This window comes from Vibrio sp. HENC-03 (assembly GCF_000305755.2).
Lineage (GTDB): Bacteria > Pseudomonadota > Gammaproteobacteria > Enterobacterales > Vibrionaceae > Vibrio > Vibrio owensii.
In genome coordinates this window covers 28162-45337 of record NZ_JH976120.1, presented here as the reverse complement: position 1 = coordinate 45337, position 17176 = coordinate 28162, and the positions used below count along the sequence as shown (strand labels likewise).

The window sequence follows — 17176 nt, the reverse complement described above, 5'->3', positions numbered from 1 at the left end:
ATGCAGTCACAACAAGGGTTCTAAAACCTTGAGTTTGCTAAGGCATTAAAATCTTGATGATTAAATTTTAGCCAACAATTTATCACCCTTTCCCACTGGCAAGCAGATAATAAAAAGCCCCGGAAAAGTCCGAGGCTTAAAAATCAAATTAATACAAGATTAGCGAGGGCAAATCTCTGACTCTGGGAAAAAGTACTCGATTTCACGAGCTGCTGATTCTGGGCTGTCTGAACCATGAACAGAGTTATGACGCATGCTCAGTGCGTAATCCGCACGGATTGTACCGCATGCCGCTTCTTCTGGGTTTGTTTTACCCATAAGCTCACGGTAACGAGCGATGGCATCTTCACCTTCAAGAACCTGAACCATGATAGGACCAGATGTCATGAACTCTTTCAGTGCTGGGAAAAAAGGTTTGCCTTCATGTTCTGCGTAAAAACCGCTCGCCTGTTCTTCTGTCAGATGAACCATTTTTGCAGCAACGATACGTAGACCTGCTTTCTCAATGCGGTGGTAAATTTCACCAATCAGATTGCGTTCTACAGCGTCAGGCTTAACAATTGAAAACGTTCTTTCTAGAGCCATAAGGTTTCCTTTTTGTACTTGTAATAATAGTTTTATATGAGTGACTTGCGTCTCTCTTAGTTATACCAGTACAGACAGGGTGTCTGCACTGGTAAAAGTCTTATTTTGCGGCTTGTTCGTTCAGGAAACGAGCAAGTGTGCGAACACCCATGCCTGTCGCGCCTGCCGCCCACTTATCAGACGCTGACTTACGGTACGTACCTGCGCAATCGAAGTGCAACCAACCTTTCTTGTAATCTTCAACGAAGTAAGACAAGAATGCCGCAGCTGTACTTGCGCCTGGCGAGTAATCACCAGAACTGATGTTAGATAGGTCAGCAAAGTTTGATGGCAGCATGCCACGGTGAAAATCAGCAAGAGGCAGTGGCCATAGGCCTTCTTTCTCTTGATTCGCCGCCGTTAGCGCTTGGTGTGAAAGCTCATCATCAAAGCTCATTAGTGCATGGTAGTCATTACCTAGTGCATTCTTCGCTGCGCCCGTTAAGGTTGCACAGTCAATGATCAGCTCAGGATTTTGCTCACTTGCGTAAATAAGACCATCAGCAAGAACCAAACGACCTTCTGCGTCGGTGTTCATGATCTCAACGGTCTTACCGTTTTTGTAAGTGATGATGTCGCCAAGTTTAAGTGCACGACCAGAAACCATGTTCTCCGCACAACAAAGGATCAGCTTCACACGCTTATTAAGACCGCGAAGAATAGCTAGACCAAGGCCGCCAGTAATCGTACCTGAACCGCCCATGTCCGCTTTCATTGCTGTCATGAAGTTTGATGGCTTAAGGCTGTAACCGCCTGAATCAAAGGTAATGCCTTTACCAACAAGACACGCAAATACTGGCGCGTTTTCATCACCTGTTGGGTTGTAATCAAGTTGCAGCATCGCTGACGTGCGCTCAGAGCCACGACCTACTGCGTAAATGCCTTCCCAACCTTCTGAAAGCAGATCTTTATCTTTAACGATACGAGCCGTTACTGTGCCTTGTGGTGCGATTGATTTGATGAATTCAGCTGCCATGGTTGCCAATTGACGTGGCGCCACTTCTTCAGCTGTTTTGTTGATGATATCGCGAGTAAAGTCCGTAGAGGTGATACGAGCGTGCAGCTCGGCTTGGTCTTGCTCAGAAAGCTCAACCCACTCTAGCGTACCGTGTTTTTTCGGGTTGCGGTAACCTTGGTGGAATGCCCAAACGCTCTCCAAATCCCAGTTGTCACCAGCAAGTAAAATTGAACGAATTCCTTGGCCATCGAGTTGACGCGCTGCACGTTGAATCGCACCAAGATCGTGACCTTCACCTAGGTGAATGGTTGTGCCATTCTCAGCGAAAGAAAGCAGTGCTTTGTCGCCCCAATGTGGTGCCGCTGGTTCTTGGCTAAGAAATACAGACATCTGTGTAGACATGGTTTCTCCTTGTCTTATAACGGCGTTGCCTACGCCTCTTCTTTTTTGATAACTAACGGATGTTAGCATTATGTAGGGTAAAAATGTCAACTTGATAAAAAAACGGACCTAAAGGTCCGCTTTTTTTAGTGAGAATTGTTAACTCTGCTGCGTTTTACCGCCGAATCGAGCATTAATCCGCTTCGTCCATCCAGCACAGTATGACCGCCTCAAGAATCTTTTCATTAGAACGGTTTGGCTCATCGTCAAACTCATCTAATTCCATGATCCATTGGTGGAGATCGGTAAAACGCACGGTTTTAGGATCGACATCTGGAAACTTGTCACAAAGCTCAATCGCGATGTCGCGAGAATCTGTCCATTTCATTGCTCATCTTCCTTATGCTTCGCCCCTATATTGGGGAGATAGTATTAATGATCTTCTGACGCGTGGTTTAGTGTGTACTTTGGAATCTCTACAACCAAATCTTCGTCTGCAACTTTAGCCTGACAACCAAGACGAGACTCAGGCTCTAGACCCCATGCTTTATCAAGCATGTCATCTTCTAGCTCTTCACTCTCTTCTAACGAGTCAAAACCTTCACGAATGATCACGTGGCAAGTTGTACATGCACATGATTTTTCACATGCATGTTCAATACCGATACCGTTTTTTAGTGCAACATCTAGAACAGTGTCACCAGTGTTTGCTTCCAACACTGCACCTTCTGGGCACAAATCTTCGTGCGGTAATACAATAATCTTAGGCATAACTACTTATCTCTTATATATCATTAACTGACTGACCTGACAGTGCAGCTCGAATTGATTTATCCATACGGCGCGACGCAAAATCTTGGCTTGCTTTGTCGGTATCTTTAATGCCTTGCTCGATGGCATCGGCATCTTCGCCATTACGCAGTTCAATCAGCGCTTCAATTACTTTGATTAAATCTTGCTTTTCTTGCTCAGACAGCAGTTCATCGCCATCCGCTTGCATTGCTGCGATCAAACCTTCAATTACACGATCCGCTTCTACACGCTGCTCAGCTAAAGCGCGAGCTTGCATGTCTTCTTTCGCGTAAGTCATCGAATCACGCAGCATATTTGCTACTTCATCATCACTTAGGCCGTAAGATGGCTTCACTTGAATCTCAGATTGAACACCAGTGCTTTTTTCCATTGCCGTAACAGACAATAGACCATCGGCATCCACTTGGTACGTCACACGAATGTGTGCAGCACCCGCAGCCATAGGAGGAATGCCTTTTAATGAGAAGCGAGCCAGTGAACGACAGTCTTCAACCATCTCACGCTCACCTTGTACAGTGTGCACACTCATGGCTGTTTGACCATCTTTGAACGTCGTAAATTCTTGTGCGCGAGCCACTGGGATCGTGGTGTTGCGAGGAATAATCTTCTCAACCAAGCCACCCATGGTTTCGATACCAAGAGACAGTGGAATGACGTCAAGGAGCAGCATTTCCGAGTCGGGTTTGTTACCCGCTAGGATATCTGCTTGAATACCGGCACCGATTGCAACAACTTCATCTGGGTTAATGCTTGTCAGTGGTGTACGGCCGAAGAATTCACCTACCATTTCACGTACAAGCAATGTGCGTGTTGAACCGCCAACCATGACCGCTTCAAGTACGTCTTCCGCATCTACATCCGCATCTTTCAGCGCACGGCGGCAAGACATCAGGGTTTTCTTCACTAGCGGACGAATCAAATCTTCGAACTGCTCGCGAGTCACTGAACCTTTCCAGCCAAATACATCCACATCAACGCTGTCTTGCTCAGAGAAAGCAATCTTCGTCGCCGTTGCAATGTTTAATAATGCGCGGTTTTTCTCAGCAGAAAGCGGCGCTTCTAGTCCCGCTTGCTCCATTAGGTAATCTGCTAGTAGGTGGTCAAAATCATCACCGCCTAGTGCAGAGTCGCCACCGGTTGCTAATACTTCAAATACGCCTTTCGACAAACGTAGGATAGAGATATCGAATGTACCACCACCTAGATCGTAAACCGCAATCACGCCCTCTTGGCCAGAGTCTAGCCCGTAAGCGATCGCTGCTGCTGTCGGCTCGTTAAGCAGACGCAGCACATGAAGACCAGCCAATTTCGCCGCATCTTTTGTACCAGCACGTTGAGCGTCATCAAAGTAAGCAGGAACAGTAATAACCACGCCAGCTAACTCACCACCTAGCGTATCTTCAGCACGTTTACCTAACGCTTTAAGAATGTCGGCAGACACTTCAATCGGGTTTTTGTCACCTTGAGCGGTTTGCAGAATTGGCAGACCGTTGTCGCTTTCTTTAAATTGGTAAGGCAAAGATGGGTAGCGAGCTTGAATGTCTTTCAGTGAACGGCCGATCAAACGTTTTACCGAGATAATGGTGTTTGCTGGTTCTAGCTCTGCTTTTGCTTTGGCATCGTAACCAACTGACGCTGAATCTTGCGTGTAGTTCACCACTGACGGCAAAATGCTACGGCCTTGCTCGTCTTTCAGCGTGGTCGCGTCGCCACTGCGTACAGAGGCAACCAAAGAGTTGGTGGTACCTAAGTCGATACCCGCTGCTAGCTTATGCTCATGAGGTGCCGAGCTTTGGCCCGGTTCTGCGATTTGAAGTAGTGCCATGATGGGTCCTTGTCGCGCTAACTAGCCGAGGAGCTTGTCTTCAACCAGTTCAATTTCGTTTTTTAGCTTGGCAATGAATTTGAGTTTACGAACTCGGTCAGCGGCTTCAGCCCAAAGACCTTGGTCAAGTTCTTGCTCTACACTCGCCAAATGCTGTTTGTACATTTTGCTGACCTTAGAGTCGAAGTCAAAAAGCGCTGATTCCGGATCAGAGCTGCCAGCAATGTCTTCCAGTTCTTCACGCAGTTCCATTTGCTCCATTAGGAACATCGGGTCTTGCATGGTTTGTTGCTCACCACGAATTTCTGTGCCGTTTTCTGCCAAAATGTATTCAGCGCGAGAGATAGGATGCTTAAGCACTTGATACGCATCGTTGATTTGCGCTGCTTTTTGAACAGCCATCAAGCGATCACGCTCTGAGGCAGTAGCAAAGTTATCTGGGTGGAAGCGTTTTTGTAGTTCTCGGAACTGAGAAGAAAGAAGGCTACCATCCAGCTGAAACTGACTTGGTAGCCCAAATAATTCAAAGTGATTCATTAAGATCGGGTCCTAGTAAAGCCTTCTGGACTCGTTTGCCCAGAAGGACAGTCAATTAGACGTTGAAGCTTTCACCACAACCACATTCACTTTTTGCGTTAGGGTTGTTGAATTCAAAACCTTCATTCAACCCTTCCTTAACGTAATCCAACTCAGTACCGTCTAGGTATACCAAGCTTTTCTTATCAATGATGATTTTCACTTCAGACAGTTCAAAAACTTCGTCTTCTTCGTTTAGTTCATCAACAAACTCAAGAACGTAAGCCATGCCGGAACAGCCTGTCGTCTTCACTCCAAGACGCAAACCGATACCTTTGCCTCGGTTATCTAGGAATGCTTTTACGCGACTCGCCGCTGATTCTGTCATTGTGATGGCCATACTGCACCTTAGTCTGTCTAAATTACGTTTTGGAATGGGAGCGTTTAAGGGCTCCCATTATATACGGAATAATTATTCCTGGTGTTTTTTCTTGTAGTCAGCAACCGCTGCTTTGATTGCGTCTTCCGCTAGGATTGAGCAGTGTACTTTCACTGGTGGAAGCTCTAGCTCTTCTGCAATCTCAGAGTTTTTGATAGATGCCGCTTCGTCAATAGACTTGCCTTTTACCCACTCAGTTACTAGTGAGCTTGAAGCGATTGCACTACCACAACCGTATGTTTTGAATTTCGCGTCTTCAATGATGCCTTCTGGCGTCACTTTGATTTGAAGCTTCATTACGTCACCACAAGCTGGCGCGCCAACCATGCCGCTGCCTACTGATGGATCTTCTTTATCGAACGAACCAACGTTACGTGGGTTTTCGTAGTGATCAATTACTTTTTCGCTGTATGCCATGATAAATTACCTCGAATCCTCTATTCAGTCCGTGAGATTAATGGTGAGCCCATTCAACAGTGCTCAGATCAACCCCTTCCTTGTACATATCCCATAGAGGAGACATGTCGCGTAGCTTAGTCACTGCAACGCGGATTTGTTCAATTGCGTAATCAATTTCTGCTTCAGTCGTGAAACGACCAAATGAGAAACGTACTGAGCTGTGTGCTAATTCGTCGTCTAGGCCAAGTGCACGAAGAACGTAAGATGGCTCTAGGCTCGCTGATGTACAAGCACTACCAGAAGATACTGCTAGGTCTTTTAGTGACATCAGTAGAGATTCGCCTTCTACGAATGCAAAGCTCACGTTTAGGTTGTGAGGAACACGCTGTTCTAGGTCACCGTTTACCGTTACGGCTTCTAGATCTTTAACGCCATCTAGAAGACGGTTACGAAGTGCTAGTGCGTGATCGTAATCTTTTTGCATGTCTTCTTTTGCCACACGGAACGCTTCACCCATGCCCACGATTTGGTGAGTTGGAAGTGTACCAGAGCGGAAGCCACGCTCATGACCGCCACCGTGCATTTGCGCTTCAAGACGGATACGAGGTTTACGACGAACGTAAAGTGCACCGATTCCTTTAGGGCCGTAAGCTTTGTGCGCAGACAGTGAAATAAGGTCAACTTTCATTTCTTGAACGTCGATTGGCAGTTTGCCCGCAGACTGTGCAGCATCCACATGGAACACAATCTTACGTTCGCGACATAGTTCGCCGATTGCGGTGATGTCTTGGATCACACCAATCTCGTTGTTAACGTGCATGATTGAAACCAAAACAGTGTCTTCACGCATTGCTGCTTGAAGTTTGTTTAGGTCAATCAGACCGTTTGATTCTGGCTCTAGGTAAGTCACTTCAAAGCCTTCGCGCTCTAGTTGACGGCATGGGTCAAGAACGGCTTTGTGCTCTGTTTTACAAGTGATTACGTGTTTACCCTTCTTAGAGTAAAAATGAGCAGCACCTTTAATTGCAAGGTTGTCAGACTCAGTCGCACCTGATGTAAATACGATTTCGCGTGGATCTGCATTTAGAAGGTCAGCAATTTGCTCACGAGCAGTATCTACAGCTTCTTCTGCCTGCCAGCCGTAACGGTGCGAACGCGAAGCTGGGTTGCCAAATGTGCCATCCATTGTCATGTACTGAACCATTTTTTCAGCAACACGAGGATCTACTGGACATGTAGCGGAATAATCAAGATAAATCGGCAGTTTCATTCTCTACTCCAATGTAAAATGCAGACCGCTAAGAGCGGACGTTTACACCGATGGGCGCGGCGGTTGTATTTTTGTTTGATAACCCATGAGTTACCGCCAGATCAATGTCCTGACGATCAGAAATTTGTAAGACTTCGTTGTCTGTCATTAGCTCACCGAGCGTAATGTTGTTCAAGAAGTCACTAATGCGAGAGCTTAGGTCACGCCATAGGGTGTGAGTTAGGCAACGTGTACCGCCTTGGCAATCTCCTTTACCTTGGCATTTAGTTGCATCAACTGACTCATCAACCGCTGCGATTACTGTGCCGATCGCAATACTATGCGCCTCTGCTCCTAGGCGGTAACCACCACCTGGGCCACGAACGCTGGCTACAAGACCTGCTTTACGCAGTTTTGAAAAGAGCTGCTCTAAGTAAGAGAGCGAGATACCCTGACGCTCTGAAATATCAGCTAGAGGGACTGGGTTTTGTTGCGAGTGCAGTGCCACGTCCAGCATGGCTGTCACCGCATATCTTCCTTTAGATGTAAGTTTCATTCCACACCGTATCCACATGGTTTGTAATGACAAGGATATTCCCATACCTGACTATTTTGGTCAAGTATTTATTTGACTAATTTAGTCAGGTATTCATCCTTACACCTAAAGCGGTTATTATTTGTTCAGAGTTTCTTTTCAATCGCAGTCAAAACACCGCGTAAAATGTTCAACTCTTGCGCCTCTGGCCTTGCTCGTGAGTACAAGCGGCGTAGCTTGTTCATCACCTGACCTGGCTGTTCTTTGTTAATAAATTGGGTCTCCACCATCACCTTTTCAAGGTGTTCAAAGAACATTTCTAGCTCTTTATGACGTGGATATTCTTCAGGCTCACTTGGTGTGTATTGGCTTTGCTCCAAGTTGAGATGTGCAACGCGCACTTCATAACTCAAGGTTTGAACCGCCATCGCCAAGTTTAGCGAGCTGTATTCAGGGTTAGCAGGGATACAAACATGGTAGTGGCACTTCTGCAATTCATCGTTAGTTAGGCCAGTTCTTTCGCGGCCAAACACCAACGCTACAGGGTGCTTTTGACCTTCAATAGCGAACTTTTCACCACATTCACGAGGCTCAAGCATCGGCCACTCAAGTGTGCGTGAGCGAGCACTTGAACCGACTACAAGACCGCAATCTTCAATGGCTTCTTCAAGCGTACTTACTACGGCTGCATTTTGTGCAATGTCACCAGCACCAGCGGCAAGAGCAAGTGTTTGCTCATCCACTTCACATTGTGGATCAACTAATACAAGTTGGCTTAAACCCATAACTTTCATTGCTCGCGCAGCGGAGCCAATGTTGCCTGAATGAGAAGTTCCGACGAGTACGATTTTTACTTGATCCAACATCTGTATTTGCTACCTAAATTAAAACCGAAGGATGTTACCATAATTTTTTTACACACCCTAGGGTGAAGCAGGTTTCTATTCGTATTCTCATCAATTGTTTTCTTCTCTAGCGAGAGAGATATCACGGCGAGCTCTTCCTGCGAACAAAAAATAACCACTTCCCTTTTCCCTTGACTCTGGTATACTCGCCGCCGCTTTAAATTGTTCTTTAACATCCGTTGGGAAATTCGTATGCATCCAATGCTAAACATTGCTATTCGCGCTGCGCGAAAAGCAGGCAATCATATTGCTAAATCATTAGAAAACACAGATAAAATTGAATCTACGCTAAAAGGCACTAATGACTTTGTTACTAACGTAGACAAAGAAGCAGAAGCTATCATCATCGATACTATCAAGCACTCTTACCCAGAGCACTGTATCGTTTCTGAAGAAGCTGGTCTTATCGAAGGTAAAGATAAAGACGTACAATGGATCATCGACCCAATGGATGGCACTAATAACTTTGTAAAAGGTTATCCAACTTTCGCAGTATCTATCGCGGTTCGCTTCAAAGGTAAAACTGAAGTAGCTTGTGTATACGATCCAATGCAAAACGAGCTATTCACTGCACAACGTGGTGCTGGTGCTCAACTAAACAACGCTCGTATCCGTGTTACTCAACTTAAAGACCTACACGGTACTGTTCTAGCGACTGGTTTCCCATTCAAACAGAAGCAACACTCTGAGTCTTACATCAAGATCGTAGGTTCTCTATTCACTGAGTGTGCTGACTTCCGTCGTAGCGGTTGTTCTGCTCTTGACCTATGTTACGTGGCTGCTGGCCGTGTAGATGGTTACTTCGAGCTAGGTCTAAAACCTTGGCAAATGGCTGCAGGCGAACTTATCGCTCGTGAAGCTGGCGCAATCCTAACTGACTTCGCTGGCGGTACTGACTACATGAAGTCTGGTAACATTGTTGCTTCTAGCGCTCGTGGCGTAAAATCTCTTCTTAAGCACGTTCGCGAAAACGGCAACAGCGCGATCCTTAAGTAAGATTCTAAAGTCATACTAAGCCCGTCACGCTGATGACTTTTGAATAGCCCTGCTCATTGAGCGGGGCTTTTTTATATCTGAAATTCACTAACCAGTTCAAACGGCACTTAAGCAAGTTTCTTCAGGTATAAAAAAACCGCTGACTACTCAGCGGTTTTTGTTTTCGGTTCTCAATCTGCCTTATGGCATCTCGTCGAACTCTGCACCTTCTTTTTCTACTTGAGGTGGCATCAAGTGCTCTTTCTGGATACCCAGTTTCAGCGCTAGTGCTGATGCTACGTAGATAGAAGAGTAAGTACCTACCGTGATACCAAGTAGAAGTGCGGTTGCGAAGCCGTGAATCATCGCACCACCTTGCATGAACAGTGCAATTACTACGAACAAGGTTGTACCCGATGTAATCAATGTACGGCTCAATGTTTGAGTGATTGATGCATCCATGATGTCTGAAGGTTCGCCCTTACGCATCTTACGGAAGTTTTCACGAATCCGGTCGAATACAACGATGGTATCGTTGAGCGAGTAACCGACTACCGTTAGTAGCGCCGCTACGATGGTAAGGTCAACTTCGATTTGTAGGAACGAGAACACACCCAGCGTGATGATGATATCGTGTGCTAGTGCCATTACCGCACCAGCCGCTAGACGCCATTCAAATCGCATCGATACGTAGATCAGGATACAGATCAGCGATACAAGAATCGCTAGACCACCCGCTTCTGTCAGCTCATCACCAACGTTTGGACCTACAAACTCGATACGACGCATTTCTACGCTTTCGCCCGTACCTTCTTTGATAGCACCAATGATTTGGTTACCTAGTGTTTCACCAGACATATCGTCACGAGGACGAAGACGAACCATTACATCGCGAGCACTACCAAAGTTTTGTACTGTCGCATCACCGAAGCCTTTTGAATCTAGCGCTGCACGAATCTCTTCAAGGTTTGCTGGTTGTTCAAAACCCACCTCGATAAGCGTACCGCCAGTAAAGTCTAGGCCCCAGTTCAACCATTTGGTTGATAGCGTGAAGATAGAAGCAGCGATCATAACGATAGAGAATACGAACGCGACTTTCGACCAACGCATAAAGCCGATCGTGTTTTCTGCTTTTAGAATTTGAAACATATTAATTCCCAGCCTTAGATCGACAATTTATCAACGCGTTTGCCACCGTAAATCAGGTTCACGATACAACGTGTACCCACAATAGCGGTGAACATTGAAGTTAAGATACCGATAGATAGTGTTACCGCGAAACCTTTCACCGCACCTGTACCCACTGCAAATAGAATGATTGCAGTGATAAGTGTTGTGATGTTCGCATCGGCAATGGTACTGAATGCGTTAGCGTAACCTTGGTGAATCGCTTGTTGTGGACTGCGTCCATCTCGAAGTTCTTCACGGATACGCTCGAATATCAGCACGTTCGCATCGACCGCCATACCGACGGTTAATACGATACCGGCAATACCTGGCAGCGTCATGGTAGCGCCTGGAATCATCGACATTACACCAATGATAAGAACCAAGTTTGCCATCAATGCAATGTTAGCAATCAGACCGAAGCCACGGTAGTAAAGCAGCGTAAACAGCATTACCGCAACCATACCCCAGATACATGCTTGGATACCCATATCGATGTTTTGCTGACCCATTGATGGACCAATGGTACGTTCTTCAACGATAGAGATAGGTGCGATCAGTGCACCAGCACGTAGTAGAAGTGCTAGGTTGTGCGCTTCTGCAGCAGAGTCGATACCTGTGATACGGAAGTTACGACCAAGAGCCGATTGAATCGTTGCTTGGTTGATGACTTCTTCATGCTTATCAAGAATAACTTTGCCTTCAGGCGTACGACGACCACTGTCTTTGTATTCTGCAAATACGGTAGCCATTAGCTTACCGATGTTCTTCTTAGAGAACGCAGACATTTTGTTACCACCTTCGCTGTCTAGCGAGATGTTAACTTGTGGACGACCGTATTCATCAACACTTGAGCTTGCATCCGTGATGCTTTGACCACCAAGAATAACGCGCTTCTTAAGCACAACTGGGCGACCATCACGGTCCATCTTGATTTCGCTACCTGCTGGCGCGCGACCATTTGCCGCCGCTGATAGGTCAGCTTTATCGTCAACTTCACGGAACTCTAGTGTTGCCGTAGCACCTAGAATTTCCTTCGCACGAGCTGTGTCTTGAACACCAGGTAGTTCAACTACGATGCGGCTAGCACCTTGACGTTGAACCAATGGTTCAGCAACACCCAGTTCGTTAACACGGTTACGAAGAATCGTGATGTTTTGTTCAACTGCGTAGTTACGTATCTCTTGTAAACGTTGCTCGGTAAAGGTGGCAATCAACGCGTAACGACCATTAGAATCAGAGTCGACAAAGTTCATGTCTGGGTGATTCTTTTCTAGCGTTGCTTTCGCTTCCGCTAGTTGCTCCTCATTACGTAGCAATACTTCCACACCTTCTGTACCAGAAGGACGGATTGCACGGTAACGGATCTTAGCTTCACGAAGTTCGCTACGGAAAGCTTCTTCTTGTTGACCAACCAACTTCTCCATCGCCGCGTCCATGTCAACTTCCATTAGGAAGTGAACACCACCACGTAGGTCAAGACCTAGCTTAAGTGGCGACGCACCGATTGCTTCTAGCCAATCTGGCGTAGCAGGAGCAAGGTTTAGTGCAACAATTTTATCTTGGCCAAGCGCTTCGCTGATGATATCGCGGGCACTGATTTGAGTGTCAGTGTCATTGAAACGAACAAGGATTGATCCATTCTCGAGAGCAATGGATTTATGAGAGAGTTGCTCTTTATCAAGAGCTTTGGTGACAGCATCCAGCGTTGACATATCTACAGAGGCGCCACGCGCCCCTGTAACTTGAATAGCCGGATCTTCACCGTAGATATTTGGAAGTGCGTACAACGCAGCGGTGATGATGGCAAAAAAGACCATCAAGTACTTCCATAATGGATAACGGTTTAGCACAGCGAGGATCCTTTAGCTGTTTTATAGAGACTTCAGCGTACCTTTTGGTAGCACTGCAGTTACGAAGTCTTTCTTGATTACAACTTCATTGTTTGCGTTTAGCTCAATTGAAATGAAATCGTTGTCTTCAGCGATCTTAGTGATTTTACCCACTAGGCCGCCGCTTGTTAGAACTTCATCACCTTTGCCCATAGAAGACATTAGGTTCTTGTGTTCTTTAACACGCTTAGATTGTGGGCGGTAGATCATGAAGTAGAAGATCACCGCGAACATGCCTAGCATGATTAGCATTTCAAAACCGCCGCCTGCTGGTGCGCCTTCTGCTGCTGCGTGAGCTTGAGAAATAAACATTAAAACATCCTCATTATATTTTATTGATAATCCAACAAGTTGGGCTTTCGTAATTTAGATTCAAGTTTGAGAGTGAGTAATAGAGATCACCTTCTCAAAAATAACGTACGTTAGCCTACTTTATTAGCAAAAGCCTCTGGCAACATGCCAAAGGCTTTAATTCTTTTAATCTGTCAATTACTGCTCTTTTGCTAGTGGTGGTACTTCACGACCACGACGCTCATAGAACTCAGTAACGAACTCATCGAAACGATCTTCATCAATCGCCTTACGAATGCTTTCCATCAGACGCTGGTAGTAGCGCAGGTTGTGGATAGTGTTCAGACGAGCACCTAGGATTTCGTTACAACGCTCTAGGTGGTGAAGGTACGATTTGCTGTAGTGCTGACAAGTGTAACAGTCACAATGCGGATCTAGCGGAGTTGTATCCGTTTTATGTTTCGCATTACGGATCTTGATCACACCACCAGTCACAAATAGGTGACCATTACGCGCGTTACGCGTTGGCATTACACAGTCAAACATGTCGATACCACGACGAACACCTTCAACCAAGTCTTCCGGCTTGCCTACGCCCATTAGGTAACGAGGCTTGTCTTCTGGAAGCTGTGGACATGTGTGCTCAAGAATACGGTGCATGTCTTCTTTCGGTTCGCCTACTGCAAGGCCACCAACTGCGTAGCCATCAAAGCCGATTTCTGTCAGACCTTTGATAGACACATCACGTAGATCTTCGTAAACACCACCTTGAACGATACCAAATAGGTTGTTCGGGTTTTCTAGCTTATCGAAGTGATCACGTGAGCGTTGTGCCCAACGTAGTGACATTTCCATCGACTTTTTCGCTTCGTTGTGTGTCGCTGGGTATGGCGTACACTCGTCGAAGATCATTACGATGTCAGAACCTAGGTCTTTTTGGATTTCCATCGACTTTTCAGCGTCCATGAAAATCTTGTCACCGTTTACAGGGCTACGGAAGTGAACACCTTTCTCAGTGATCTTACGCATTTTGCCTAGGCTGAATACTTGGAAACCGCCTGAATCGGTAAGAATAGGACCGTGCCAGTTCATGAAATCGTGCAGGTCACCGTGCATTTTCATCACTTCTTGACCAGGACGTAGCCATAGGTGGAAAGTGTTACCTAGCAAGATTTCTGCGCCAGTACCTTTCACTTCTTCTGGTGTCATGCCTTTAACAGTACCGTAAGTACCTACTGGCATGAACGCAGGAGTTTGAACAGTGCCACGTTCGAAGGTCAGTTGACCACGACGCGCATTGCCGTTTTTCTTCTTAAGATCGAATTTTAATTTCACGATGCCTCCGGGTGTCAGAGAAACAGTCTGACTATGTATCCAGGGTGGTAAACCCTATTTTAAGGAGCGGTCGCTTTTCCGTGCGAGAGACAAAGCAGAGATTCCGCTTTATTTCCTAGCTTACTGCTAGCACTCGTAAATCGTTAGCTTTCTCCCCCTCCTTTCCTCCCCCTTTTTTGAGAAGAGGGCTAGAGAGGGGTTAAAACATTATGCGGTATTCTTTTTAATAAACATTGAATCACCGTACGAGAAGAAACGGTATTTGTTTTCCACCGCGTGCTTGTAAGCATTCATGGTGTTCTCGTAACCTGCAAACGCACTTACCAACATGATCAGGGTTGATTCAGGTAAGTGGAAGTTGGTGATCAAGCAATCCACCAGCTGGTACTCGTAACCAGGGTAGATAAAGATTTCAGTATCGCCAAAGAATGGAACCAGTTCTGTGCCTTTCTTTAGCGCGTCTTGCGCTGCACTTTCTAGTGAGCGAACAGACGTTGTACCCACTGCGACGATACGACCGCCGCGCGCCTTAGTTGCGTTAATCGCATCCACTACGTCTTGTGGTACTTCAACGTATTCTGCGTGCATGTGGTGATCGTTGATGTCATCCACTTTAACTGGCTGGAACGTACCCGCACCTACGTGCAGAGTGACGTACGCAAACTCTGCGCCTTTCGCTTTGATTTTATCAAGTAGAACATCATCAAAGTGAAGACCCGCCGTTGGTGCAGCAACCGCACCTGGCTTTTGGTTATAAACCGTTTGGTAACGCTCTTTATCCGCGTCTTCATCTGGGCGGTCGATGTATGGAGGAAGTGGCATGTGACCAATTTCTTCCAGAATCTCGAGTACCGTCTTATCAGAGTTAAATTTCAGCTCAAACAGTGCGTCATGACGAGCGACCATTTGCGCTGAGTATTCATCGTTTTCGCCAACCAGGATAGTTGTGCCTGGTTTTGGCGATTTAGAACAGCGAACGTGTGCCAGAATGCTTTTCTCGTCGAGCATGCGCTCCACCAGAACTTCTAGCTTACCGCCTGATTCTTTACGACCAAACAAACGCGCAGGAATAACGCGAGTATTGTTGAAAACCACTAGGTCACCGGCTTGAACCTGCTCCAGCACATCGGTAAACGTGCCATCAATAAGTTCACCAGTATTGCCGTCCATTTGCAGCAGTCGGCTAGCGGTACGCTCTGGTTGAGGGTAGCGAGCGATGAGTTCATCTGGAAGGTCGAAATGGAAATCTGATACTTGCATGTTACTTGTCTTATCTATTGGTCAAATCACGTCAAAGACGACGATAAAATTGCGACGAGTTTTTCGCAGCAGACTAGTATATGTTTACATGCTGCAATAGCAAGCAAATCCCCTTAGATTGACTGTAAAAGCTTTCACTAAGAGTGTAATAAAACGTGAAAGGTGCAGGATAAGCACACATAAAAAAAAGCAGCGAAGTGCGCTGCTTTTTAAAATGTCTAAATGCGTTTAACAGATACTGAAAGTTTAACTTTTGCGTCGGCGCATCCAAGCCACTGGAACCAACAAGCCAAACAACCAAGCGCCTACGCTACCACCGTCGTCTTCAGAACCTCTGAAATCACAATTGTTGGTCGCAATGCCATCATGGCACTCTTCTTCCCCACCACCATTTCCACTACTCGCTTCTTTGATGAAGTTCGGCTCAATAATGTAACTGCCCGGTGGACCATCGGCGGTGATATAGGACTGCACCCAATCGTAATATTGGCCCACTTTAGTGTAGAAGCTTGGGATCGTTAAAGAGCCGCACGTTGGCAGAATAAGAGGCGCACCACTTACGATACCAATCTGCTTCCCCGTTGCGACATCAATGAGGGGGCCACCACTGTCACCTTTACACGCGGAGTTACCATATTGAGTATTACTATCCGGCTCCAACACGCGGTTCTCCGTTGGTAGCGTGCAAATTTTGGTTTGGTTTTCTCTTGAATCAATGACTCCCGGAAAACTGCTGCCAATTTCTAGACGCTCATAACATTTGTCGATAGGCAAAAATGTGCTGATGGTGGTTTTGAGCGTATTGGAAGATTCAGAAGCATCGGGCTGAGTGGTTCCCCAGCCAAAAACTTGTACGTTTTCGACACGTTGATTAGTCAGATAATTATCGTTCCAATCCGCTGCCAAACGCGCTTCGATATTTTCCATATCGGCTTTATTTGCTAAATCAGCAAAGCGCGCGTTCGCCACTGGGCGAGTGAGGTACAACAACGCGATGTCTGAATCTAAACCAGTTTGGATAGGCTTTACGTTGCCGTTGCTGTCAATCTCAGCTTTTGAAATTCGGGTGTAGTCAGGGTGAACCACAACGTGAGAGACAGGATAAAAGTTATCCAGCCCTGCAGAGTTAAGTTCGTACACATTGGCATTCACCGACAGTTCTCCCGGCGGGGTAACATAGTAGCTCGCTTCGTTGGTTCCCTGCCCCATCACCACACAGTGTGCCGCAGTTAATACCCACTGTTCTGTTAGCATGGTGCCGCCACACAGCGGAAACTCTGCCATGTTACTTGCGCGTAAAGTCACACGATCAACCGGGTCGGTTTGCTCATCTCCTAACACAATCGCTTGAGCGGATTGCACACTGAATGCCGCTACTGCCAAAGCAATGAGCTTGTTACACGTCGTTCGTTCCATTTAGGTTGTAATCTTCAATCTGGTAAGCCTGAGCGTATCTTCTTCCAGAGACTTATCTTGGAAAATCAAGCAAGTAAAAATGTGCGATTCAACTCATTAGATTACATTCCGACCACATCCCTTATCAGTGAAAAATGCAAACTGACTCGCATTGAGTTTTTCAACGGCAAATAGCAATAATTAACAAACCAATCAG

General features: G+C 46.2%; 18 protein-coding genes. 1 reads left to right on the top strand and 17 read right to left on the bottom strand.

The annotated features are described in order from the left end of the window. Positions 1-159 precede the first annotated feature (159 nt). The 11 genes from ndk to trmJ all read right to left on the bottom strand — a co-directional run bounded on the left by ndk (position 160) and on the right by trmJ (position 8605). On the bottom strand, positions 160-585 hold the full coding sequence (ndk, locus tag VCHENC03_RS15910; protein ID WP_005440311.1) for a nucleoside-diphosphate kinase: 426 nt from the start codon (positions 583-585) through the stop codon (positions 160-162). A gap of 100 nt (positions 586-685) precedes the next feature. After that, the gene (pepB, locus tag VCHENC03_RS15915) at positions 686-1984 is read right to left on the bottom strand and encodes an aminopeptidase PepB (protein ID WP_009705579.1); all 1299 of its coding nucleotides are present in this window, start codon (positions 1982-1984) and stop codon (positions 686-688) included. Positions 1985-2156: 172 nt separating this feature from the next. After that, on the bottom strand, positions 2157-2351 hold the full coding sequence (gene iscX, locus VCHENC03_RS15920; RefSeq protein ID WP_009705578.1) for a Fe-S cluster assembly protein IscX: 195 nt from the start codon (positions 2349-2351) through the stop codon (positions 2157-2159). A 44-nt stretch (positions 2352-2395) separates the two neighbouring features. Next, positions 2396-2734, bottom strand: coding sequence for an ISC system 2Fe-2S type ferredoxin (fdx, locus tag VCHENC03_RS15925; protein WP_005424889.1), 339 nt, complete (start codon positions 2732-2734; stop codon positions 2396-2398). Between the two features lie 13 nt (positions 2735-2747). Further along, positions 2748-4601: a Fe-S protein assembly chaperone HscA gene (hscA, locus tag VCHENC03_RS15930; RefSeq protein ID WP_005440313.1), complete on the bottom strand. Its 1854-nt coding sequence runs from the start codon at positions 4599-4601 to the stop codon at positions 2748-2750. Between the two features lie 21 nt (positions 4602-4622). Beyond that, positions 4623-5138, bottom strand: a complete 516-nt coding sequence (gene hscB / locus VCHENC03_RS15935; protein WP_009705577.1) for a co-chaperone HscB — start codon at positions 5136-5138, stop codon at positions 4623-4625. Positions 5139-5193: 55 nt separating this feature from the next. Then, positions 5194-5517: an iron-sulfur cluster assembly protein IscA gene (gene iscA, locus VCHENC03_RS15940; protein ID WP_009705576.1), complete on the bottom strand. Its 324-nt coding sequence runs from the start codon at positions 5515-5517 to the stop codon at positions 5194-5196. A 72-nt stretch (positions 5518-5589) separates the two neighbouring features. Next, complete coding sequence (gene iscU / locus VCHENC03_RS15945; RefSeq protein WP_005424883.1) at positions 5590-5973, bottom strand: Fe-S cluster assembly scaffold IscU; 384 nt, start codon at positions 5971-5973, stop codon at positions 5590-5592. A gap of 37 nt (positions 5974-6010) precedes the next feature. Then, positions 6011-7225, bottom strand: a complete 1215-nt coding sequence (locus VCHENC03_RS15950) for an IscS subfamily cysteine desulfurase (RefSeq protein ID WP_009705575.1) — start codon at positions 7223-7225, stop codon at positions 6011-6013. A 28-nt stretch (positions 7226-7253) separates the two neighbouring features. After that, positions 7254-7760 (bottom strand): Fe-S cluster assembly transcriptional regulator IscR, encoded by a 507-nt coding sequence (gene iscR, locus VCHENC03_RS15955; protein WP_027726597.1) that lies wholly within the window; start codon positions 7758-7760, stop codon positions 7254-7256. 125 nt (positions 7761-7885) lie between these two features. Next, complete coding sequence (gene trmJ / locus VCHENC03_RS15960; RefSeq protein ID WP_009705573.1) at positions 7886-8605, bottom strand: tRNA (cytosine(32)/uridine(32)-2'-O)-methyltransferase TrmJ; 720 nt, start codon at positions 8603-8605, stop codon at positions 7886-7888. Positions 8606-8836: 231 nt separating this feature from the next. Between trmJ and suhB the strand changes: the two genes are divergently transcribed. Next, on the top strand, positions 8837-9640 hold the full coding sequence (suhB, locus tag VCHENC03_RS15965) for an inositol-1-monophosphatase (protein ID WP_005440321.1): 804 nt from the start codon (positions 8837-8839) through the stop codon (positions 9638-9640). A gap of 180 nt (positions 9641-9820) precedes the next feature. Here suhB and secF read toward each other — a convergent pair whose 3' ends face one another. From secF to VCHENC03_RS15995, 6 genes are all read right to left on the bottom strand, one after another. Next, positions 9821-10768, bottom strand: coding sequence for a protein translocase subunit SecF (gene secF, locus VCHENC03_RS15970; protein ID WP_009705572.1), 948 nt, complete (start codon positions 10766-10768; stop codon positions 9821-9823). A gap of 14 nt (positions 10769-10782) precedes the next feature. After that, the gene (gene secD / locus VCHENC03_RS15975; RefSeq protein ID WP_080637354.1) at positions 10783-12639 is read right to left on the bottom strand and encodes a protein translocase subunit SecD; all 1857 of its coding nucleotides are present in this window, start codon (positions 12637-12639) and stop codon (positions 10783-10785) included. A gap of 21 nt (positions 12640-12660) precedes the next feature. Continuing rightward, positions 12661-12990: a preprotein translocase subunit YajC gene (yajC, locus tag VCHENC03_RS15980; RefSeq protein ID WP_005424903.1), complete on the bottom strand. Its 330-nt coding sequence runs from the start codon at positions 12988-12990 to the stop codon at positions 12661-12663. Between the two features lie 177 nt (positions 12991-13167). Further along, positions 13168-14304, bottom strand: a complete 1137-nt coding sequence (tgt, locus tag VCHENC03_RS15985; RefSeq protein WP_009705571.1) for a tRNA guanosine(34) transglycosylase Tgt — start codon at positions 14302-14304, stop codon at positions 13168-13170. Between the two features lie 207 nt (positions 14305-14511). Next, positions 14512-15564 (bottom strand): tRNA preQ1(34) S-adenosylmethionine ribosyltransferase-isomerase QueA, encoded by a 1053-nt coding sequence (queA, locus tag VCHENC03_RS15990; protein ID WP_009705570.1) that lies wholly within the window; start codon positions 15562-15564, stop codon positions 14512-14514. Between the two features lie 246 nt (positions 15565-15810). Continuing rightward, positions 15811-16980, bottom strand: coding sequence for a S1 family peptidase (locus VCHENC03_RS15995; protein ID WP_009705569.1), 1170 nt, complete (start codon positions 16978-16980; stop codon positions 15811-15813). Positions 16981-17176 lie beyond the last annotated feature (196 nt).